The following is a 20,655-nucleotide window of genomic DNA, read 5'->3' on the forward strand; positions in this document are numbered from 1 at the left end:
GCCGCGCTCATTTGTCACCCTTCCGTCCGCTCCGCCGGACGGCGAGGTCCGGTTCCCGTCCGCACCTCCTGCGCCCGTGTCCCCGGTGGACCGGGCTCTCCTCCCGTCCGTGCCACGGCGGCCGCCGGTGCCTCCGGTGAACGAGGTGCTGCGCCGCTACCCGGACGCCGGTGAACCCCTGAGCTGCAAGCCCATCACCAAGGGCCTGCTCAACCACGGCTACCGCGTCTCCACCACCCGCGGCTCCTACTTCCTCAAGCACCACCTCGACGACTCCACCGGCGACCGCGCCACGATCGTCCGCCAGCACCGCGCCACCCAGCGGCTCCAGTCACTGGGCGTGCCCGTCGCCCCGCCCGTGCAGGACACCGAGGGCGAAACGGTCACGGAGATCGGCGGACGGTGCTACGCCCTGCACCCCTGGGTGGACGGGCTGCACCGGGCGGGCGACCAGCTCACCACCGCGCAGTCGGAACGGCTCGGGGCGCTGCTCGGGGCGGTGCACACCGGGCTCGAACAGGTCATGGGCTCCGGCACCGTGCCCGAACAGGCCATGGGCTCGGGCACCGGGCTCGCGCGCCGGTCCTGCGGGTACCGGAGCGCCGATCCCGGCGACACCTTCGCGCTCATCGACGACCTGCTGACGGCCGCGCGCGGACGCCACCGGCGGGACTGCTTCGACGAGCTGGCCGAGCACCGCCTGCTGGAGCGGCGCACCCTGCTGGAACGTCACGCCGACCGCAGGCCCCCGACGCCCGGCGCCCCGGCCACCGGCTGGGTGCACGGCGATTTCCACCCGCTGAACGTCCTGTACCGGGGCGCGGACCCGGTCGCGATCCTCGACTGGGACCGGCTGGGGGTCCAGCCGAGGGCGGAGGAGGCGGTGCGGGCCGCGGCGATCTTCTTCGTACTGCCGGCCGGGGAGCTGGAGCTGAAGAAGGTACGGGCGTACGCGCGGGCCTACCGGCGGGCGGCCGGGGCGGGGGCGGCGGAACTGGCCGCCGCGGTGCACCGGGTGTGGTGGGAGCGGCTCAACGACTTCTGGATACTGCGCTGGCGGTACTGCCTGGACGACCGGAGGGCCGACCCGCAGTTCCCTGCGGTGTCGGCCCTGGCGGTCTGGTGGACGCGCGAGTACGAGACGGTGCGCGAGGCGTTCACGGGCTGATTCCTCCCGTGAACGGCCGGCCGGGTCAGCGGGTGTTCACGGGGTGGTGATCACTGGGTGGTGATCACTGGGTGGTGCCCGAACCGGCCGCCGCGGACGTACCGGTGGCGGCACCGCCGTCGGCCGTACCGGTACCGCCGTCGGCCGTACCCGTGCCACCGTCGGCCGTACCCGTGCCACCGTCGGCCGTACCCGTGCCACCGTCGGCCGTACCCGTACCGCCGTCGGCCGTACCGGTACCACCGTCAGCCGTACCCGTACCGCCGTCGGCCGGGCCTCCGGTGGACGGGGTGGACGGTTGGGTCGTCGGCGGCTCGGACGGCTGGCTCGGAGTGGTCGACGGGGAGTAGGTCCGCGGCGGGGGCGTGTCCTGCTGGTTGCCGGTGGAGTTCTCCGGCACCTCGGTCTGCTCGCTCTGCTCGTCGGTCGGCCCGGACGAACTCTTCTTCGGGGACGGCGAACTGGAGACCTTGTCGGGCTGCTTCTCGCGCTTCGTGCCGGTGTCCTGCGCGGCGTTGACCGCGATGGCGACGCCCGCCCCGATCGCGATCAGCGCGAGCACGACGAACAGCCACAGCTTGCCGCGACCGCCGCCACCGCCGTTGTGCCCGCCCTCGTAACCGCCGTCGTCGGGGTTCATCGGCGGCAGGATCGGACCCTGCGAGGTGTCCCCGTGCGGCGGGTGGCCCATCGCCATCGTGCCCCCGGCCATGCCCATGGCCGGGGTGTGCCCGCCCTCGTGCATCGCGACCGGGCCGGTGTTCCACGTATTCGTGTGGCCGCCCTGCACCTGAAGCATCTGGAGGCTGTACTGGACCAGGCCGCGCATCTCCTCGGCGCTCTGGAACCGGTCGTCCGGGTCCTTCGCCAGGGAACGCATGACCAGTCCGTCCAGCTCCGGCGGCACCGAGCCCAGGACCTCGGACGGCGGGACCGGGATGTCCTGGACGTGCTGGTACACGACGGAGAGCGGCGTCTCGCCCGTGAACGGGGGCCGCATGGCCAGGAGTTCGTACAGCAGGCAGCCGGTGGCGTAGAGGTCGGAGCGGTGGTCGACGGCCTTGCCGAGCGCCTGCTCCGGGGAGAGGTACTGCGGCGTGCCCATGACCATGCCGGTCTGCGTCATCGTCGACTGCGCGCCGTGCAGCGCACGGGCGATGCCGAAGTCCATCACCTTGACCGCACCGGAGTTCGTGATGATCACGTTGGCCGGCTTGATGTCGCGGTGCACGATGCCGTGCTGGTGCGAGTACGCGAGCGCTTCCAGTACGCCCGAGACGATGATCAGGGCCTGCTCGGGCGGCGGCGCCTCGGCGCTGATCAGCAGGTCGCGGATGGTCCGCCCCTCGACCAGCTCCATCACGATGTAGGGGACGGTCGCCCCGCCCACGACATCCTCGCCGGAGTCGTACACGGCGACGATCGCGTGGTGGTTGAGCCCGGCGACCGACTGCGCCTCGCGCGTGAACCGGGCCTTGGAGACCGGGTCCTCGGCGAGATCGGAGCGCAGCAGTTTCACCGCGACCGTCCGCCCGAGCCTGACGTCCTCGGCCGCGAACACCTCCGCCATACCGCCCCGGCCGAGGCGGTGGGTCATCCGGTAACGTCCGTCACCGACGACACCGCCGATGCCCCAGGCGTCGGTGCCATCCGATACTCCGCCGCCGTTTGCTTCGGAATCGGGTGCCATCAGTCCTCGCCGTCGTATCTGTCCGCGCGTCCGCGGGTTCTCACGGTGTCTAGCTGCATTGCCACGTCACGCTACAGCCTCTTCCGGACACACCGTTTCCGAGAGGGACCGGTTATCCAACCGCCCGGCGTGCCGTCCACGCAAATTTCATGCGGTTCCTGTAACGCTTCCGAGACGCTTCTTGTGCGTAGGGTCACGGAACGGGCACCCGGCTTGACGTGTCGTACCCCTCGGGCAGACTTGGCGCGTAATGGATGATCGCGTGAGTCGCGCGCCGAGGGGGAGCAAGTCATGAGCCAGGACGGCGCACACGGCGCTCAGGGTCGCTATGCGGGCGGTTCGGTCGCCGGCGGCCGGTACCAGCTTCGCGACCTGCTCGGCGAGGGCGGCATGGCGTCCGTATACCTGGCGTACGACACCGCGCTGGACCGCCAGGTCGCGATCAAGACACTCCACACGGAACTCGGCCGCGAGCAGTCCTTCCGCGAGCGGTTCCGGCGCGAGGCGCAGGCCGTCGCCAAACTGCAGCACACCAACATCGTCTCGGTCTTCGACACCGGTGAGGACGAGCTCGGCGGCGCGCTGATGCCGTACATCGTCATGGAGTACGTGGAGGGGCAGCCGCTCGGCTCCGTGCTCCAGGCGGACATCCAGAACCACGGCGCGATGCCGGCCGACCGGGCGCTGAAGGTGACGGCCGACGTGCTGGCCGCGCTGGACACCAGCCACGAGATGGGCCTGGTCCACCGCGACATCAAGCCCGGCAACGTGATGGTGACCAAGCGCGGCATCGTGAAGGTCATGGACTTCGGCATCGCCCGCGCCATGCAGTCGGGCGTCACGTCGATGACGCAGACCGGCATGGTCGTCGGCACCCCGCAGTACCTCTCCCCCGAGCAGGCCCTCGGCCGCGGCGTGGACGCCCGCTCCGACCTGTACTCGGTCGGCATCATGCTGTTCCAGCTGCTGACCGGGCGGATCCCGTTCGACGCGGACTCCCCGCTGGCCATCGCGTACGCGCACGTACAGGAGGAGCCGGTCGCGCCCTCCACGATCAACCGCGCGGTCACCCCGGCGATGGACGCGCTGGTCGCCCGCGCGCTGAAGAAGAACCCGAACGAGCGCTTCCCGAGCGCGGCGGCGATGCAGGACGAGATCGCCCGGGTGCTGGCCGCGAGCGGCCCCACGGGCGCGCCGGTGATCGTCGCGGGCGGCGGCGCCCCGGCGAACAGCGGCTCGGGCGTCGGCTCGGCGGTCTTCCCGCCGGTCGACCAGTCCGGCGCGACGCCCCAGAGCGTCCAGACCCCGTACCAGCCGGGTCCGTACCAGTCGGGCCCGTACCAGTCGGGCCCGTACGGTCCGGCGACCCCGGCCCCCACGCCGGCACCGTCGTACGGCTACCCGCAGTCGGCCCAGCAGTACCAGAGCCAGGCCCCGGTGCCGCAGCAGACCCCGCCGCCGTACTCGACCTCGCCGCAGACACAGACGCAGTCGCACTCCGGCTCGGGCGGGAGCGGCTCCAGGCGGAACATGCCGGTGATCGTGGGCTCGATCGTGGTCGCCCTGATCGCGATAGGCGGGCTGATCACGGTCGTCGCCCTGAAGGACGACGACAAGGGCGGCACGACCGCGAACGAGTCGCCGGCCGCGGGCGAGCACAAGGATCCGGAGCGGAACCGGACGATGGACACCGAGGACTGCACGGACGCGCTGGAGGACAGCGACGACCCGAACAAGGTCGACGCCCCCAGCTTCCTGTACAAGGACATCCTCTCCGCACGGGCCTGCACGGACGCGGCGGGCTGGACCGTCAAGATAATCAAGGTGCCGGGGAACGCCTACGCGGAGGACCAGGTCATCGACCAGTTCCCGACGTCGGGCGCCGCCGTCCCGAAGACCGGCGCCCACTTCGAGCTGCGCATCGCGACGGGCGACCCGGCCTGATCCTGACCGCTCCGGGCCCGAGGGGGCTCGCGCGGTCGCTTGCCAGGGTGCCGCGTGCCGCGCGCTGGGTGCCGCGCGCTGGGCACCACAGAGCCGAGATGCCGGACATACCGTCACATGTGACGCTGAGCCCATGGCTTCAGGACTTCTCCCCTCACGGCCCACGAGGTGCGTTGCCTGCCTCGTACTGACGGCGGGTGCGGCGCTGGGGGCCACGGCGGGAGAGGCACCGGCGGGCCAGGGTTCATCCGGCCGGCCGACGGGGCCGCGCAGCTCCCCGGCGGCGCCGTCCACACACACCTCGGCCGGAACCCCCGCCCGGCCTTCCGGCGTCCCCGGTACAGGTCCGTCGGCCGAGGAACCGGCCACCCCCGCACCCGCGCCGACGGCCGTTCACCCGGACGGTGGACCGGCCGCCCCCGCACCTCCGGGCCCTCCGCCGCCGCCCGCCCCGGCTTCCGGCTCCCCCGCCGGCTCCGCGACGGCCACCGCGTCCACCTCGCCCTCGCCCTCGTCCTCGTCCACCGACGACTCCGCCTCCGGTTCCGATCCCGATCCCGATCCCGCCTCCGGCTCCGGCTCCAGCTCCGGCTCCGACTCCAGCTCCGATCCCGGCTCGGGTTCCAGCTCCAGCTCCGCCTCCGACTCCGCCTCCTCCGACGGGGAGCCGCCGGCCGACGACGCGCAGTCGCCGCTGGCCGGGCGTGAGGCCGGGGAGGGGCGACTGCGGCCCGGGCGGCAGCTCTCGGCGTGGGAGTTCGCGCACCCGGACGGTCCGCTCCAGAACCCCTACGCGCCTCCGGCGGCCACCGATCCGGGGCCGACACCGACGCCCGGGGCGAGTACGTCCGACGGGGCCGACCAGCTCTCGCGGCAGGCCCTGGACTCACCGGCCGTGCGGCAGGTGAAGCAGTTGTCGCTGGGCGCGGGAATCGCGCTGGTCGGGTTGGGGCTGGGCTTCCTGGCGTACCGCATGCGCCGCGCGGACTAGGGCCTGACCGGCCCCAGGCCACCCCAGCAGAGATTTGCCTCCATCGACATACTCGGTATACATACTGAGTATGTCGATCCGCCACGGGCTGCTGGCCCTGCTGGAACGGGGGCCCCGATACGGCTCCCAGCTCCGTACCGAATTCGAGTCGCGCACCGGCTCCACCTGGCCGCTCAACGTCGGCCAGGTGTACACGACGCTCAGCCGGCTGGAGCGCGACGGCCTGGTCGTCCAGGACGACGAGGACGACCAGGGCCACGCCCTCTACGCGATCACCGACGACGGACGCACCGAGCTGCGGAACTGGTTCGAGACGCCCGTCGACCGCAGCAACCCGCCCCGCGACGAGCTGGCCATCAAGCTCGCCATGGCGGTCGGCGCGCCCGGGGTCGACATCCGCGCCGTCATCCAGTCCCAGCGCCACCACACCCTGAAGGCGATGCAGGACTACACCCGCCTCAAGGCGCAGTCGCTCAGTGACGTCCCGGCCAACCGCGACGAGGTCGCCTGGCTGCTCGTACTGGATCAGCTGATCTTCCAGGCGGAGGCCGAGGCGCGCTGGCTGGACCACTGCGAGACCCGGCTCGTCCGCCTCGCCGAGGCCGCCGCCACGGAGCCGGAACCGGAGATCCGTACGACCGGCCGCACCGCGCCGCGTGCCGCCCTCCCGCGCAGCCGACGCTGACGCGCACCGCGTGCCGCGCACGGCAGCCCGCACGCCGAACACCACGAACCGCGAGCCGCAGACCACGGCCCGCAGACCGGACCGCGAACCGCGGGACCTCGTCATCCACACCCGTTCCGAGGGGGGAACCACTCATCATGTCCTCGCACGTCCCGCCCCGACCCGTGCCACCGGCCGACGCACCGATACCTTCCGGCGCACCGGTGCTCGAACTCCGGGCGCTCACCCGCACCCACGGCTCCGGCGTCGCCGAGGTGCACGCCCTGCGCGGCATCGACCTCTCCGTGTACGCCGGTGAACTCGTCGCCGTGATGGGCCCGTCCGGCTCCGGCAAGTCGACCCTGCTGACCATCGCGGGCGGTCTCGACACCGCGACCAGCGGCCAGGTCGTCATCGAGGGCCAGGACATCGCCGGGCTCGGCCGCAAGGGCATCGCCGCCCTGCGCCGCCGCAGCGTCGGCTACGTCTTCCAGGACTACAACCTGATCCCCGCGCTCACCGCCGCCGAGAACATCGCCCTGCCGCGCGAGCTCGACGGCGTCTCCGTCCGCAAGGCCCGCAAGGAGGCCCGTGCGGCGCTGGAGGAGATGAAGCTGCTGGAGATCGCCGACCGGTTCCCGGACGAGATGTCCGGCGGCCAGCAGCAGCGGGTCGCGATCGCCCGTGCGCTGGTGGGGGACCGGCGCCTGGTGCTCGCCGACGAGCCGACCGGAGCGCTCGACTCCGAGACCGGCGAGCAGGTCCTCGCGCTGCTGCGCAACCGCTGTGACCAGGGCGCGGCCGGCGTGATGGTGACGCACGAGCCGCGGTACGCGGCCTGGGCGGACCGGGTCGTGTTCCTCCGGGACGGTTCGGTCGTCGACCAGACGCTCACCGCCGACGCCGACTCGCTCCTCGCCTCCGAGGCCGCCAAGTGAGCGTCTTCACCGGCTGGCGCGCCGCCCTGCGGATAGCCCGGCGCGACGCGGTGCGGTCCAAGGGCCGCAGCGCACTGGTGGTCGCGATGATCGCCGTACCCGTCCTCGGCGTCACCGCCCTCGACGTGACGTACCGCAGCGTGACACCGACCACGGCCGAGCAGCTGACGGCCTCGATGGGCTCCGCCGACGCGCTCTTCAGCGACGAGGGCATCGGCCCCATCCTGCAGCTGCCCGACGCGGAGAGGTACGAGCAGGTCGACGAGAACGCGCCGGTTGACGAGGACGGCCCGTCGATCGACGTCACCACCACGTTCCCCAAGGGCTCACGGGCGATCAGCATCCAGTCCGTCCCGGCCGGCATCACCACCGGCTACGGCATCGCCACCACCGAGATCTACGAGTTCCGGACCTCGGACCAGCTGGCCCGCGGCAAGATCGACCTCGTACGCGGTGCGTTCCCGCACGGCAAGGACCAGGTGGCGGCCACCGAGCCGTTCCTGAAGTCGACCGGCCTGCACGTCGGTTCGACCACCACCGTGCGCAACTTCGGCAAGAAGTACACGATCACCGGCGTGGTCGAGCAGCCTGACCAGCTGAGCGCCGAGGCGCTGTACGCCGATCCGGGAGCGGTCATCGCCCCGTGGCAGGCCAGGGCCGACCATGACAAGAAGGTGCTGCCGCCGAACGTCGGCTCCAAGACGTGGCTGGTCAAGGGTCCCGAAGGGGTGGGGGTGACTTGGCCGGACGTCGTGGCGGCCAATAAGTCGGGCGTCCTCGTCAAGTCCCGTCAGGTCGTCCTGGACCCGCCGCCGGACTCCGAGGTCCCGCTGGCCGAGAAGGGTGTCGAGGCGTACCCGGAGAGCTCCGAGGTGAGCGCGGCGCTGGTCACCGTGGTCGCCATGGCGGTCCTGGAGATCGTGCTGCTCGCCGGACCGGCCTTCGCCGTCGGTGCGCGCCGCTCCCGCCGCCAGCTCGGCCTCCTCGGCACCTGCGGCGGGGACCGGCGTCATGTCCGGGCCGTGGTGCTCGGCGGGGGCCTGGTGCTCGGCGGCGTCGGGGCCGTGGCCGGTGTGGGGGTCGGGCTGGCAGCCACCGCGGTGTTCCGCCCCATGATCGAGGAATGGACCGGGAACCGCTTCGTCTCGATCTCCCTCAATCCCATGGAACTGCTGATCATCGCGGTGATCGGCCTGATCACGGGCCTGCTGGCGGCGTTCGCCCCGGCGATCGTGGCGAGCCGGCAGTCCGTGCTGGAGTCGCTCACCGGACGCCGCGGCGTCCGCCGCTCCTCCCGGGTGCTGCCCGTTCTGGGCGCCTGTGTACTGGCCATCGGATGCGCCGTCGCCGTGTACGGCGGTACCGACGGGAACTCGACGCTGGTCGCCGCCGGCTCGGTGACCGCCGAGCTCGGGCTGCTCGCCTGCATCCCGGTGATCGTCGGCTTCCTCGGGCGGCTCGGCAGCAGGCTGCCGCTCTCGCCCCGGCTGGCGCTGCGCGACGCCGCCCGCAACCGCGGCCGTACCGCTCCCGCGGTCGCGGCCGTGATGGCGGCCGTCGCCGGTTCGGTCGCCATCGCCACGTACATGTCCAGCGCCATGGCCGAGGCGGAGTACAACTACGTTCCCTCGCTGAACGAGGGCACCGTCGTCATCTCCGCCTTCGACGACAAGGCTGCCGCCCGGCTCCCGCAGGCACGGGCCGCCGTCGAACGGAACATGGCCGTCACCGGCGGGCACGCCGACTTCCGGCACGCGTGGGCGGGCAGCGACTGCAACGTCTACGGCGACGCGGAGAACGAATGCGGCTCGGTCGAGCTGGTGAAGCCCGCCGGGAAGGCCGCCTCCTGCCCGCTCACCGGCAAGGGCGCCAAGGAACTCGCCGCGCGGCTCACCGCCGACGAGCACAAGAAACTGATGCGTTCCCCCGCCTGTCTCGTCGGCATCATGGCGTCGGGCGTCTTCAACGCCAGTGAGCACGGCATCGTCGTGGCGGACGAGGCCATGCTCAGCACCTATGTGAAGCTCGACGACCCCGCTGCCGCCAAGGCGCTGGCGGCCGGCACACCGGTACTGCTCAACCCGGTGTTCGCGAAGAACGGCGAAGTCACCATCAAGGCCGTCCACGCCTACAGCGACAAGGACAAGCAGGGCCGGAAGCTGCACCCGGGCAAGGCCCGTACCACCACGGACAGGCTGAAGGTGTACGTGGCACCCGAAAAGTACGCCGCCACCCCCGGGATCAGCATGATCCTGCCGCGGCGGACCGCGGAACGGCTCGGTCTGCACACCCAGGCGAGCGGAAGCGTGTACGCGGTCACCCACGCGCCCACGGACGCCGAGGAGCAGCGGACCTACGGCGCGATCGAGCAGGCCGGCGGCGGCATCTGGACACAGTCCGAGTCCGGCTCCGGCGGCCGGATCGACAACTCCATGCTGCTGATCCTGACCCTGTTCGCCGGAATGGTGACACTGGGCGCCGCCGCGATCACGACGGGCCTCGCCAAGGCGGACGCGGAAGCCGATCTCAACACGCTCAGCGCGGTCGGCGCGCCCCCCGGCGTGCGGCGGAAACTGTCCGGCTTCCAGTGCGTGGTGGTGGCGCTCACGGGTGTGGTGCTCGGCACGCTGGCCGGACTGGTGCCGGCGGTGGCGCTGCGGATGGTCGATCTGCGCCAGGCGCTGCAGATAATGCGGATGGAGCCCACGGAATCCGCCTACACGCCGATCGTGCTGCCCTGGACCACCCTCGGCCTGCTCGTCGTGGGCGTGCCGCTGCTGGCCGGTCTGCTCGCCTCGGCGCTCACCCGCTCCCGCCTCGCGCTGGCGCGGAGGGCCGGGTGATGCCGGAGGCCGCGGTGATGGTGCGGCCGGTGGTGCGGCCGGTGGTGCGGCCGATGGCGCGGCCGATGGCGCGGCTGGTGGGCTGACCGGCTGACTCGGTGCCCCCGTGGACGGTGGATCAACCGTTTACGGGGGCACCACAGTGTCGTACAGCAGGTGTGCGAGACAATGGCGCCATGGAGATGCCGAGGAATGAACGGTCGCAGGAGCACCCCCAAGTCCTCGTGGTGGGGCAGGACGGCATGGCGATCGGCGGCGGTGGCACTGACGACGAGTCGCGTGAGGTCCCGGTGACGGAGATGGTCGAGCAGCCCGCGAAAGTCATGCGCATCGGAAGCATGATCAAGCAGCTCCTGGAGGAGGTCAGGGCAGCTCCTCTCGACGAGGCGAGCCGGGTCAGGCTCAAGGAGATCCACGCCAGCTCCGTGAAGGAGCTGGAGGACGGCCTCGCTCCGGAGCTGGTGGAGGAGCTGGAGCGGCTCTCCCTGCCGTTCACCGAGGAGTCGGTGCCCTCCGAGGCGGAACTCCGGATTGCCCAGGCACAGTTGGTGGGCTGGCTGGAGGGCCTGTTCCACGGCATCCAGACGGCTCTGTTCGCTCAGCAGATGGCGGCTCGGGCCCAGTTGGAGCAGATGCGCCGCGCACTTCCGCCGGGCAGCGCGCACGAGGACGAGGACGGCAGCGGGGACCCGCACGGGGCGATCCGGTCGGGCCCGTACCTGTAGCCCTCGGCCCCCACCTCCGATATCCCTGATTTCTGACAAGCCCGCCAGCAGTGGGCGACACCGAGGCCCGGCGCACATGGTCCACGACCTGTGCGCCGGGCCGGTTTCAGGCCGTCGGGGCCTGCAGCAGCACCTTCCCGATGTGCGCGCTGGACTCCAGCACCCGGTGGGCCTCGGCGGCGTCCGGCATCGGCACGATGCGGTCCACGACCGGCCGTACGACCCCGTCCGCGATCAGCGGCCAGACGTGCTCACGCACGGCGGCGACGATGGCGGCCTTCTCCGCGAGCGGGCGGCCGCGCAGCGAGGTCGCGGTGACGGCGGCCCGCTTGTTCAGCAGGGCGCCGAGATTCAGCTCGCCCTTGATGCCGCCCTGGAGACCGATGATGGCCAGCCTGCCGTTGACGGCGAGCGCCTGCACGTTCCGGTCCAGGTACTTCGCACCGACGATGTCGAGGATGACGTCCGCACCGGCCCCGTCGGTCGCCTTGTGCAGCTCCTCCACGAAGTCCTGCTCCCGGTAGTCGATCAGGATGTCGGCCCCGAGCTCCGCGCAGCGCGCCAGCTTCTCCGGCCCTCCGGCGGTGACCGCGACCCGTGCGCCCACGGCCTTGGCGAGCTGGATCGCCATCGTGCCGATGCCGCTGGAGCCGCCGTGCACCAGCAGGGTCTCGCCGGGGCGCAGATGGGCCACCATGAAGACGTTGGACCAGACCGTGGCCGTCACCTCGGGCAGCGCCGCGGCCAGAGCCGGTTCGACACCGTCCGGCACGGGCAGCAGCTGCCCGGCGGGCACCGCGACCTTCTCCGCGTATCCGCCGCCCGAGAGCAGCGCGCACACCTCGTCGCCGACCGACCAGCCCGTCACGCCGGGCCCGATCGCCGAGATGCGGCCCGAACACTCCAGGCCGGGATACGGGGACGCACCGGGCGGCGGGTTGTAGAACCCCTGCCGCTGCAACACATCGGCGCGATTGACCGCGCTGGACACGACATCGACGAGGACCTCGCCCTCGCCGGCAACCGGATCGGGCACCTCGGCCCAGACGAGTGCCTCGGGGCCGCCCGGTTCAGGGATCGTGATCGCATACATGGCGGCGAGGCTACTCCGTCGCAGATGAAGGACCACGAAGGACGCCGCACGGGGCAGGGTCCGGTCATCCGCAGACGGGAGCGAAGCCGGCCACACGCAGGGGAGGTGGGACCGGCCGCACGCACCGGGCGAAACCAGCCGTACACAGGGGTCCGGGCCCGCCGTACACAGGGGCCGTGCCCGCCGTACGCAGAGTCCGGTCCCGCCGTACGCAGGGGGCCGGGCTGGTCAGTCGCGTGGGCGCGGCAGTCCGGTGGGCGTGCCGTCCGACGGCGACTCGTTCGAGGCACGCACGATGGTGATCAGGCGGTCCGTCAACTGCAGAGGGCTGGCCGCCGGATCGTCGTAACCCAGCAGCCGATGCCCCCGCAACACGCTGACCACGAGGTCCTCGGTCTCCCGGACGCTCTTGCCCACCTCGGCCTTTATCACCGGCCGCTCGACGAGATCGAGTCCGCTGCCCTGCTGGATCAGGTCCTCCATCACCGTGCCCGCGCTGGGGCTGAGGACGGAAAGACCCAGCAGCCGGCCCGCCGCACTGGCACTGGTGATCACCGCGTCGGCACCGGACTGCCGGAGCAACGGGGCGTTCTCCTCCTCGCGCACCGCCGCGACGATCTTCGCGCCACGGTTGAGCTGCCGGGCCGTCAGCGCCACCAGCACCGCCGTGTCGTCGCGCTGGGTGGCGATGATGATCTGACGCGCCTTCTGGAGCTCGGCCCGCAACAGCACCTCGCTGCGCGTCGCGTCGCCGACCACCCCGACGAACCCTTCGGCGTTGGCGATCTCGATCACCTTGGTCGCCGGGTCGACGATGACGATCTGTTCCTTCTTCAGGCCGGTGGCACACAGGGTCTGGATGGCCGAACGGCCCTTCGTCCCGAAGCCGACGACAACGGTGTGATCACGCAAGTTGGTTCTCCAACGCTTCAGCCGAAAGTCCTCCCGGGTCCGCTCCGTGAGGACCTCAAGAGTGGTGCCGACCAGAATGATCAGGAAGAGCACCCGCAGTGGCGTCACGAGCACCACATTGGTGAGCCTGGCGCCGTCCCCGTACGGAGTGATGTCGCCGTAGCCGGTGGTGGAGAGGGTGACCGTCGCGTAGTACACCGCGTCCAGCAGATCGACTTTGCCGTCAGCTGCGTCGTGATATCCGCCACGGTCCAGCCAGACGATCAACACCGTTGCGGCAAGCACCAGCAGCGCCATCATCAGCCGCTTGGCGACCTGCCTCGCCGGTCCGTCGACAACCCTGCGCGGCAACAGCACCCGTGTGGGTACGGCATGCTCGTCAGCGCGCCTGGCCATCGCATCGTGGCCGGGAAGTTTCACGTGAAACACCCTTCCGTCCACGGCATCGCCGAGGCCCACGGTAGATCGAGGATCTCCACCTCGGTGCCGGACCGTACCCCGCCCGGCGGTACGACGGCCAGCCCGTCGGCGGCAGCGATCCCACGAAGCATCGCCGGACCGCTGTAGTGCAGCGGTACGACGTACTCGGCACCGCTCCCGGTTCCCGCGCCGCCGCTGTCGTACCCGCCGCCCGACCGCCCGTCGGCGGCGCTGCCTGCTCGGTGCACGACGGGCACCAGGCGGGTGTCATGCGGGTGCCCCTGCACCTCGTCACGCACGACGACCCGGTACGGCGCCTCCGCCTCCCGTCCCGCCAGCCCACGGAGGAGGGGCTCGGCGAGGGTGAGAAGCCCGGAGACGGCGGCCAGGGGATTGCCCGGCAACCCAACGAGATACGGACCGTCGTTCTTCTTGAGTTCCTCGCCCTTCTTGAGGCGGGCCAGCAGCATCGGATGGCCGGGGCGGACGGCGACCCCGTCGACCAGCAGCTCGGCCCCGATCTCGGCAAGGACCGGGTGGACGTGGTCGACGGGGCCCGCGGCCGTACCGCCAGTGGTGATGACCAGATCCGCGTCGGACGTGGTGAGGGCGCGCCGCAGGGCTGCCGCGTCGTCGCCGAGCCGCTGCGGGGCCGAGACCTCAGCACCCAGCGCGCGCAGCCAGGGGCCGATCATCGGGCCGAGCGCGTCACGGATCAGCCCGTCGTGCGGCAGACCGGCGGTCAGTAGTTCGTCGCCGAGAACGAGCACGTCCACGCGGGGCCGGGGCACCACGACGAGCGCGTCGTACCCGGCAGCGGCGGCCAGGCCGAGAACGGCGGGCGTCACCAGCGCTCCGGCGGGCATGAGCTGATCGCCGGCACGGCATTCCTGGCCACGGGGCCTGATGTCCTGTCCGGGGAGCACCTGATGTTTCGCGTGAAGCAGCCCCGTGGCCTCGTCCACGCGAGCGTGTTCGCTGCGGATCACGGCGTTGGCATCCGCCGGGATGCGGGCGCCGGTGGCGATCCGTACGGCGTCCCCGTCGGGAAGCGCGGCGGGGGCGCTCCGCCCGGCGAGGATGCCCAGATCCCGGTTCGATCCGGCGTCGGCCCCGGCAGCCTTGCGGACGCTCCAGGGCCCCGGTCCGGAGACGACCCAGCCGTCCATGGCCGAGGTGTCGAAGGGCGGCAGATCGGTGAGCGCGACGAGCGGCTCGGCGAGTACGTGTCCGAGCGCCTGGCCCAGGGGAAGCCGGCCGACTCGGAACGCGCCGGCCCGCCCGGACTCCCCGGCCCGCCCGGACCTCCCGGACCTCCCGGACCTCCCAGATCGGGCAGCCAGTGCACGCGCCTCCCGCCAGGAGGTCGTGGGCCCGTGCCCGTGCCTCCGGCCGTGCCGGTTACGGTCCTGCCCGGGGGCAGCGTCGGTGCTCGGGTCCAGGGCCGGTGAACGGGGCGCTGCCTCGGTTTCGTCAGCGAAGTGGGGCGGCTCCGCAGAGCAGCGCGACCGCACCGGGGAACCGGGTTCGGGTTCGGGTTCGGGTTCGGGTTCGGGTTCGGGTTCGGGTTCCAACGACCGCGGCCGACCCGCGGTGTCGGGCCGACCCGCAGCGCCGGGCCGATCCGCGGCATGATGCCGACCCGTTGGGCGGGGCTCACTTGACGACCGGCTACCGACCAGGGCGAGGGCCTGCTCGACGGCCCGTTCCTCCTCGGCCGCCCGCGCCGCAAGTCCGCTGCTCACCACGGGCCCGCCGCCCGCCGACGGAACGCCCGCAGCCGGAGGCCGGTCGGACCCGCCGTTTCCGGTGGTCATTGCGTCCCGTTCTCGTCCGCCCAGCGAAGGGCGAGCGCGGCAGCCTTCCGGGCTGCCTCGGCCACCGCCGTGGCGCCGTCGCCGTCGGCTTCGCTGCTCGCCATGGCCGCCGCGTACCCGACGAGGAAGGTCGTCAGCGGTGCGGCGGGCCGGGCGACGCCGTGGGCGGCGTCACGGGCCAGATCGAGCAGGACGTCGGTGTCGACGTCCAGTTCGATGCCGAGTTCGTTCTTGACTGCGGTGATCCATTCGTCCAGCACGGCCCCATGCTCTCTGATGCGGGCCCGCGCCGATGCGATGTCCTCCCAGGTGTCGCAGTCGAAGGAAGCGAGGGGATCGGCCTCCACCCGGGCAAGGTCGAGCTCAGGCGTCAGCAGACGCAGGGGAAGCCCGGACAGACTGCCGTGCTCGGTGGCGAGCAGCGCGAGTTCACGGCGCAGCGGCTCGGCACGGTAGACGGCGACGAGAGGCTGGTCGCGCCCCTCCTCATCAGTGCACAGAGCCCCGTCCCGCTGCCCTTCTCCAGCAGCGGCCAGGAGCGCTCCGACCGTCCCCGCTCCGAGGAACGGCAGGTCGGCGGAGAGCACGAGAACCCGCTCCGCCGTGGTCTGCCGGACCCCCGCGTCGAGAGCGGCCAACGGGCCTCCCCCCGAGGGCACTTCGCACGTCCAGACCACCGGCCGCACGGTGGACCGGCGCCCGCCCACCACCACCGTCGTCGACGCGTCGGCGCAGGCCGCGAGCACCCGGTCGAGCAGCGCACGGCCCCCGACCCGGATCCCGGGCTTGTCGGCGCCGCCGAGCCGCTTGGCGGCCCCTCCGGCAAGAACGATGGCGTCATACGCGGTCATGCATCCGAGTATGCGTGCCGCAGGCTTCCGCCGATCCGCCCGGTCGGCGATCGAGCCGATCAGCCGGACCGAGCGAGGGGGAGGAAACGGAAGCCTGCGGCTGTTCTCGTCTACAACGTGCGCAGCAGCACCGCCGGTTGTTCCACGCAGTCGGCTATGTAGCGCAGGAAGCCGCCCGCCGTGCCGCCGTCGCAGACCCGGTGGTCGAAGGTCAGCGAGAGCTGGACCACCTGTCGTACGGCCAGCTCGCCCTGGTGCACCCAGGGCTTGGGCACTATCCGGCCGACGCCCAGCATCGCCGCCTCGGGGTGGTTGATGATCGGGGTCGATCCGTCGACCCCGAACACCCCGTAGTTGTTCAGCGTGAACGTGCCGCCGGTCAGCTCGGCCGGGGTCAGCCGCCCGGCCCGCGCCGCCTCGGTCAGCCGGGCGATCTCGGCCCCGATCGACTCGGCATTCCTGGCCTGCGCATCCCGCACCACGGGAACGACCAGGCCCCGCTCGGTCTGAGCCGCGAACCCGAGATGGACCTCCGACAGGCGCACGATCTCCCGCGCTTCCAGGTCCACCATGGAATTGAGCTCGGGGAACCGGGCCAGCGCCGCGGTGCAGATCCGCGCCAGCAGCGCCAGCACCGACACCTTGGGCCCGGCAGCCGGACCGGCGGCGCTGTTCATCGCGGCTCGGGCCACCATCAGCTCGGTGGCGTCGGCATCGACCCAGCACGTGGCATCGGGGATCTCCCGCCGGCTGCGCGACAACTTGTCGGCGACCGCACCTCGTACACCGCGCAACGGAATCCGCTGCGCGGCCGGGCCCGCCACCGCACCGGAAACCGACTCCGCCACCACCTCCGGCGTCGGCACTGAGGCCGGCCGGGGAGCCGCCGTCCCCTCCGCCAGCGCCCTGATCGCCGATTCGACGTCGGCCCGCAGGATCAGCCCGTCCGGACCGGATCCCACCAGCTGCCGCAGGTCAAGATCATTCTGCCGCGCCAGCTTCCGTACCAGCGGAGAGACAACCGCCACCGGACCCGGCACCGGAACTGGCAGGGGATCGGGAGCCGACACCGGAGCCACCGGCACCCGCGCCGGAACAGCCGCAGCCGGAACAGCCGCAGCCACGGCAGCGGGACGGACCCGACGACGGCGCGCCACCGGTGCACCCGTCCCGTACCCGACCAGCACATTGCCGGACGACTCCACCGCGGCCCCGGAACCATCCCCGGAGCCCGAGCCTGAACCGGCCCCGGAACCATCCCCCGAGCCCGAGCCTGGACCGGACCCCGCTCCCTCCTCATCCGCCCCCACCGAGACCGCCACCGTCAGCAGAGGGGCCCCGACCGGCAGTTCCGAGCCCTCCTCGCCGAACCGCGCGGTCACCACGCCCCCGTACGGGCACGGCACCTCCACCATCGCCTTGGCCGTCTCGACCTCGACGACCGGCTGGTCGATGGCAACGACATCGCCGACCTCCACCAGCCAGCGCACGATCTCCGCCTCGGTGAGCCCCTCGCCGAGGTCCGGCAGCTTGAATTCGAGTACCTGCGGCATCAGCTCTCCGCCTCCCACTGCAAGCGGGCGACCGCGTCCAGCACCCGGTCCACGCCCGGGAGGTGGTGCTTCTCCTGCATCGGCGGCGGATACGGAATGTCGAACCCGGCGACCCGCAGCACCGGCGCCTCCAGGTGGTGGAAGCAGCGCTCGGTCACCCGAGCCGCGATCTCACCGCCCGGACCGCCGAATCCGGAGGACTCGTGGACGACGACCGCACGCCCCGTACGCCGGACCGAAGCGGCGACGGTCTCGTCGTCGAACGGCACCAGCGAGCGCAGGTCCACGACCTCCAGGTCCCAGCCCTCCTCGACGGCCGCTTCCGCCGCCTCCATGCAGACGGGCAGCGACGGCCCGTACGTGATCAGCGTCGCGCTGCGGCCCGGCCGGCGGACCACGGCCCGGCCGATCGGCTCCACCGCCACCGGCGCCTCCGGCGACCAGTCCGCCTTCGACCAGTAGAGCCGCTTCGGCTCCAGGAACACCACCGGATCGTCCGAGGCGATCGAAGCCCTCAGTAGCCCGTACGCGTCCTCGACCGTGGCGGGCGTGACGACCTGGAGGCCGGGCGTCGCCATGTAGTACGCCTCCGAGGAGTCGCTGTGGTGCTCGACCCCGCCGATCCCGCCGCCGTACGGCACCCGGACCGTTATCGGCAGCGGCATGGCGCCGGCCGTCCGGTTCCGCATCTTCGCGACATGGCTGATGAGCTGCTCGAACGCCGGATAGGCGAAGGCGTCGAACTGCATCTCCACCACGGGCCGCAGCCCGTACATCGCCATGCCCACGGCCGCCCCGAGGATTCCCGCCTCGGCCAGCGGGGTGTCCGTGCAACGGTCGTCGCCGAACTCCTTCGCCAGACCGTCGGTGATCCGGAAGACCCCGCCGAGCGTGCCGACGTCCTCACCGAGTACATGCACGGCCGGGTCCTGCGCCATCGCGTCGCGCAGTGCCCGCCCGAGTGCCTGCGCCATCGTGGCGGGCTTGGCCTTCGCCGTCCGCTCTCCGGCCGTCGCCGCTGCGGTGGTCATCGCCCTTCCTCCATGTCGTCCTGGTCGTGCTCGGCGTCCAGCTCGACGCGCAGCCGGGCCGCCTGCTCCCGCAGTTGTGCGGTCTGTTCCGCGTAGACATGGGCGAACAGATCCATCGGGTCCAGCACCGGATCGGCGTTCATCCGCTCGCGCAGAGCGGCCGCCATACGCTCCGCGGCCGCGCGCGCCTCCTCGATCCCCTCGTCACCGAGCAGCCCCCGCCCGGTCAGCTCCCGCTCCAGAATCTGGATCGGGTCATGCGCGCGCCAGGCCTCCACCTCGCTGTCGACGCGGTAGCGGGTGGCGTCGTCGGCATTCGTATGGGCGTCCATGCGGTACGTCACCGCCTCGACGAGCGTCGGCCCGCCGCCGCTCCGGGCCCGCGCCACCGCCTCACCGAGGACCTGGTGCACCGCGGCCGCGTCGTTCCCGTCCACCAGCCGGCCCGGCATCCCGTACCCCACGGCCTTGTGCGCCAGGGACGGGGCAGCGGTCTGCTTCGCCAGCGGTACGGAAATCGCGAAGCCGTTGTTCTGCACGAGAAAAACGACCGGCGCCCGCCAGACAGCCGCGAAATTCAGCGCCTCGTGGAAATCGCCCTCACTCGTCCCGCCGTCGCCGACCATGGCGAGCGCCACCACGTCGTCGCCCTTGAGGCGCGCCGCGTGCGCCAGCCCGACCGCGTGCGGCAGCTGGGTGGCGAGGGGGGTGCAGAGCGGTGCGATGCGGTGCTCACGCGGGTCGTATCCGGTGTGGCGGTCGCCGCGCAGCAGTGTCAGGGCCTCGACCGGGTCCAGGCCGCGGGCCACTGCCGCAAGGGTGTCCCGGTAGCTGGGAAAGAGCCAGTCCCGCTCCTCCAGCACCAGCGCGGCCGCTATCTCGCAGGCCTCCTGCCCCGTGCTCGACGGGTAGACGGCGAGCCGGCCCTGCTTGGTGAGGGCGGTGGCCTGCGCGTTGTACCTCCGGCCTCGGACCAGCTCCGCGTAGAGCCGCAGCAGCAGCTCGGGATCGGCATCGGCCACGGCATCCGTACCGAGCACGCGATACGGCTCGGGGTCCGGGAGCAGCGGCGCGGGATCGGTGAGCGGCTTCCAGGCCGGGGGCGGCGTGGGCCGGTAAGCAGCCGCGCCGGGCAGCTCTTGGACCGTCATGACAAGCACCTCCTGGCATCGAGGGTTTTCGAGCGGCGTCTGTCGGCATCAGGGGATCGTCCGATACCGAGGGGTGTCGAAATGCATCGAAATGTCGAGCGCTGTCCGAGGCACGGATGTGGGGCGCCTCACCTACCGATTGTTCGGTCGCGAGCGCATTTTGGCTACAGGCACCTTCAGCCTGTGGACAAACGGTTCTCCACAGCCTGGGATAGAGACAGGTCGTCCAGGACGGAGAGGTGGGGGCACATGTCAGCTGAACAAATGGCCGACGGGGGCGAGGGCGTCGGCCAGATTCCGCCCGCGCGGCCGCTCGATGCCATCGACCGCGGCATCCTGCGACTGCTCCAGACGGACGGCCGCGCCTCGATACGGTCGGTGGCCGATCGCGTCCACGTGTCCCGGGCCAACGCCTACGCCCGGATCAGCCGGCTCATCGACGACGGCGTGATCCGGGGCTTCACCGCACGCGTGGACCACGAGCGGGCGGGGCAGGGCGCCTCCGCGTACATCACGCTCAAGATCGTCCAGAATTCCTGGCGCACAGTGCGCGAGGAGCTCCAGGCACTGCCGGGGGCGACTCATATCGCACTGGTCAGCGGCGACTTCGACGTCCTGCTGCTGGTCCACACCCAGGACAACAGGTCATTGCGCGAACTGGTCCTGACAAAGATCCAGGCCATCCCGGAGGTGCTCTCCACCCGCACACTCCTGGTGTTCGAGGAGACGGACCTGACCCCGGGCACGGACAGACCCCCCGAGCTCACCTGACCGCGGCCTGCCGGACGCCCAGCAGCCGTCAACGGATCAACGATTCAACAGCTCAAAACCTCAACGCCTCAAAACCTCAGCGGCTCGACAACT

Annotated in this window: 16 protein-coding genes; 8 read left to right on the forward strand and 8 right to left on the reverse strand. The window is 71.7% G+C overall.

The genetic code is table 11. The features are described from left to right. The first annotated feature begins 145 nt into the window (after positions 1-145). Entirely contained in the window at positions 146-1,168 is a 1,023-nt protein-coding gene (locus ACFYY7_RS17130) for a phosphotransferase (RefSeq protein WP_388662667.1), read from the forward strand. A 64-nt stretch (positions 1,169-1,232) separates the two neighbouring features. Here ACFYY7_RS17130 and ACFYY7_RS17135 read toward each other — a convergent pair whose 3' ends face one another. Continuing rightward, on the reverse strand, positions 1,233-2,858 hold the full coding sequence (locus ACFYY7_RS17135) for a protein kinase (protein WP_388662282.1): 1,626 nt from the start codon (positions 2,856-2,858) through the stop codon (positions 1,233-1,235). 291 nt (positions 2,859-3,149) lie between these two features. Between ACFYY7_RS17135 and ACFYY7_RS17140 the strand changes: the two genes are divergently transcribed. The 6 genes from ACFYY7_RS17140 to ACFYY7_RS17165 all read left to right on the forward strand — a co-directional run bounded on the left by ACFYY7_RS17140 (position 3,150) and on the right by ACFYY7_RS17165 (position 10,963). Continuing rightward, entirely contained in the window at positions 3,150-4,802 is a 1,653-nt protein-coding gene (locus tag ACFYY7_RS17140; protein ID WP_388662284.1) for a protein kinase, read from the forward strand. A 133-nt stretch (positions 4,803-4,935) separates the two neighbouring features. Further along, entirely contained in the window at positions 4,936-5,793 is an 858-nt protein-coding gene (locus ACFYY7_RS17145; RefSeq protein WP_388662286.1) for a hypothetical protein, read from the forward strand. Positions 5,794-5,863: 70 nt separating this feature from the next. Further along, positions 5,864-6,478, forward strand: a complete 615-nt coding sequence (locus tag ACFYY7_RS17150; protein WP_388662288.1) for a PadR family transcriptional regulator — start codon at positions 5,864-5,866, stop codon at positions 6,476-6,478. A 137-nt stretch (positions 6,479-6,615) separates the two neighbouring features. Then, positions 6,616-7,395: an ABC transporter ATP-binding protein gene (locus ACFYY7_RS17155; RefSeq protein WP_388662290.1), complete on the forward strand. Its 780-nt coding sequence runs from the start codon at positions 6,616-6,618 to the stop codon at positions 7,393-7,395. Next, the gene (locus ACFYY7_RS17160; RefSeq protein ID WP_388662292.1) at positions 7,392-10,238 is read left to right on the forward strand and encodes an FtsX-like permease family protein; all 2,847 of its coding nucleotides are present in this window, start codon (positions 7,392-7,394) and stop codon (positions 10,236-10,238) included. The genes ACFYY7_RS17155 and ACFYY7_RS17160 overlap by 4 nt, the downstream gene beginning before the upstream one ends. A gap of 176 nt (positions 10,239-10,414) precedes the next feature. Beyond that, on the forward strand, positions 10,415-10,963 hold the full coding sequence (locus ACFYY7_RS17165) for a bacterial proteasome activator family protein (protein ID WP_323180131.1): 549 nt from the start codon (positions 10,415-10,417) through the stop codon (positions 10,961-10,963). Between the two features lie 106 nt (positions 10,964-11,069). Here the strand turns inward: ACFYY7_RS17165 and ACFYY7_RS17170 are convergent, their stop codons facing one another. The 7 genes from ACFYY7_RS17170 to pdhA form a co-directional block, all read right to left on the reverse strand. Continuing rightward, positions 11,070-12,056: an NAD(P)H-quinone oxidoreductase gene (locus ACFYY7_RS17170; protein WP_266731409.1), complete on the reverse strand. Its 987-nt coding sequence runs from the start codon at positions 12,054-12,056 to the stop codon at positions 11,070-11,072. 228 nt (positions 12,057-12,284) lie between these two features. Continuing rightward, on the reverse strand, positions 12,285-13,427 hold the full coding sequence (locus ACFYY7_RS17175) for a potassium channel family protein (protein ID WP_388662294.1): 1,143 nt from the start codon (positions 13,425-13,427) through the stop codon (positions 12,285-12,287). Continuing rightward, positions 13,385-15,205, reverse strand: a complete 1,821-nt coding sequence (locus ACFYY7_RS17180; RefSeq protein ID WP_388662296.1) for a molybdopterin molybdotransferase MoeA — start codon at positions 15,203-15,205, stop codon at positions 13,385-13,387. Before ACFYY7_RS17180 ends, ACFYY7_RS17175 begins: the two co-directional genes overlap by 43 nt. Beyond that, a complete protein-coding gene (locus ACFYY7_RS17185) occupies positions 15,202-16,056 on the reverse strand; it encodes an NTP transferase domain-containing protein (protein ID WP_388662298.1) in 855 nt (284 codons plus the stop codon). The genes ACFYY7_RS17180 and ACFYY7_RS17185 overlap by 4 nt, the downstream gene beginning before the upstream one ends. A 110-nt stretch (positions 16,057-16,166) precedes the next feature. Continuing rightward, entirely contained in the window at positions 16,167-17,609 is a 1,443-nt protein-coding gene (locus tag ACFYY7_RS17190; protein ID WP_388662300.1) for a dihydrolipoamide acetyltransferase family protein, read from the reverse strand. After that, entirely contained in the window at positions 17,609-18,640 is a 1,032-nt protein-coding gene (locus ACFYY7_RS17195) for an alpha-ketoacid dehydrogenase subunit beta (protein WP_360930189.1), read from the reverse strand. Before ACFYY7_RS17195 ends, ACFYY7_RS17190 begins: the two co-directional genes overlap by 1 nt. Further along, positions 18,637-19,791 carry a pyruvate dehydrogenase (acetyl-transferring) E1 component subunit alpha gene (pdhA, locus tag ACFYY7_RS17200; RefSeq protein WP_356081752.1) on the reverse strand — a complete coding sequence of 385 codons (1,155 nt, stop codon included), beginning with the start codon at positions 19,789-19,791 and terminating at the stop codon, positions 18,637-18,639. The genes ACFYY7_RS17195 and pdhA overlap by 4 nt, the downstream gene beginning before the upstream one ends. A gap of 264 nt (positions 19,792-20,055) precedes the next feature. On the opposite strand from pdhA, the gene ACFYY7_RS17205 reads away from it, so the two are divergent. After that, a complete protein-coding gene (locus ACFYY7_RS17205) occupies positions 20,056-20,562 on the forward strand; it encodes an Lrp/AsnC family transcriptional regulator (protein WP_388662669.1) in 507 nt (168 codons plus the stop codon). Positions 20,563-20,655 lie beyond the last annotated feature (93 nt).

The sequence above is a fragment of the Streptomyces sp. NPDC001933 genome, assembly GCF_042890955.1.
Taxonomy (GTDB): Bacteria; Actinomycetota; Actinomycetes; order Streptomycetales; family Streptomycetaceae; genus Streptomyces.

What these genes read in the sequence shown, in the direction of transcription:
- ACFYY7_RS17135 (WP_388662282.1), bottom strand. Translation starts at nt 2,858, where the DNA reads ATGGCACCCGATTCCGAAGCAAACGGCGGCGGAGTATCGGATGGCACC.
- ACFYY7_RS17140 (WP_388662284.1), top strand. Translation starts at nt 3,150, where the DNA reads ATGAGCCAGGACGGCGCACACGGCGCTCAGGGTCGCTATGCGGGCGGT.
- ACFYY7_RS17145 (WP_388662286.1), top strand. Translation starts at nt 4,936, where the DNA reads ATGGCTTCAGGACTTCTCCCCTCACGGCCCACGAGGTGCGTTGCCTGC.
- ACFYY7_RS17150 (WP_388662288.1), top strand. Translation starts at nt 5,864, where the DNA reads ATGTCGATCCGCCACGGGCTGCTGGCCCTGCTGGAACGGGGGCCCCGA.
- ACFYY7_RS17155 (WP_388662290.1), top strand. Translation starts at nt 6,616, where the DNA reads ATGTCCTCGCACGTCCCGCCCCGACCCGTGCCACCGGCCGACGCACCG.
- ACFYY7_RS17165 (WP_323180131.1), top strand. Translation starts at nt 10,415, where the DNA reads ATGGAGATGCCGAGGAATGAACGGTCGCAGGAGCACCCCCAAGTCCTC.
- ACFYY7_RS17170 (WP_266731409.1), bottom strand. Translation starts at nt 12,056, where the DNA reads ATGTATGCGATCACGATCCCTGAACCGGGCGGCCCCGAGGCACTCGTC.
- ACFYY7_RS17180 (WP_388662296.1), bottom strand. Translation starts at nt 15,205, where the DNA reads ATGACCACCGGAAACGGCGGGTCCGACCGGCCTCCGGCTGCGGGCGTT.
- ACFYY7_RS17185 (WP_388662298.1), bottom strand. Translation starts at nt 16,056, where the DNA reads ATGACCGCGTATGACGCCATCGTTCTTGCCGGAGGGGCCGCCAAGCGG.
- ACFYY7_RS17190 (WP_388662300.1), bottom strand. Translation starts at nt 17,609, where the DNA reads ATGCCGCAGGTACTCGAATTCAAGCTGCCGGACCTCGGCGAGGGGCTC.
- ACFYY7_RS17195 (WP_360930189.1), bottom strand. Translation starts at nt 18,640, where the DNA reads ATGACCACCGCAGCGGCGACGGCCGGAGAGCGGACGGCGAAGGCCAAG.
- pdhA (WP_356081752.1), bottom strand. Translation starts at nt 19,791, where the DNA reads ATGACGGTCCAAGAGCTGCCCGGCGCGGCTGCTTACCGGCCCACGCCG.
- ACFYY7_RS17205 (WP_388662669.1), top strand. Translation starts at nt 20,056, where the DNA reads ATGGCCGACGGGGGCGAGGGCGTCGGCCAGATTCCGCCCGCGCGGCCG.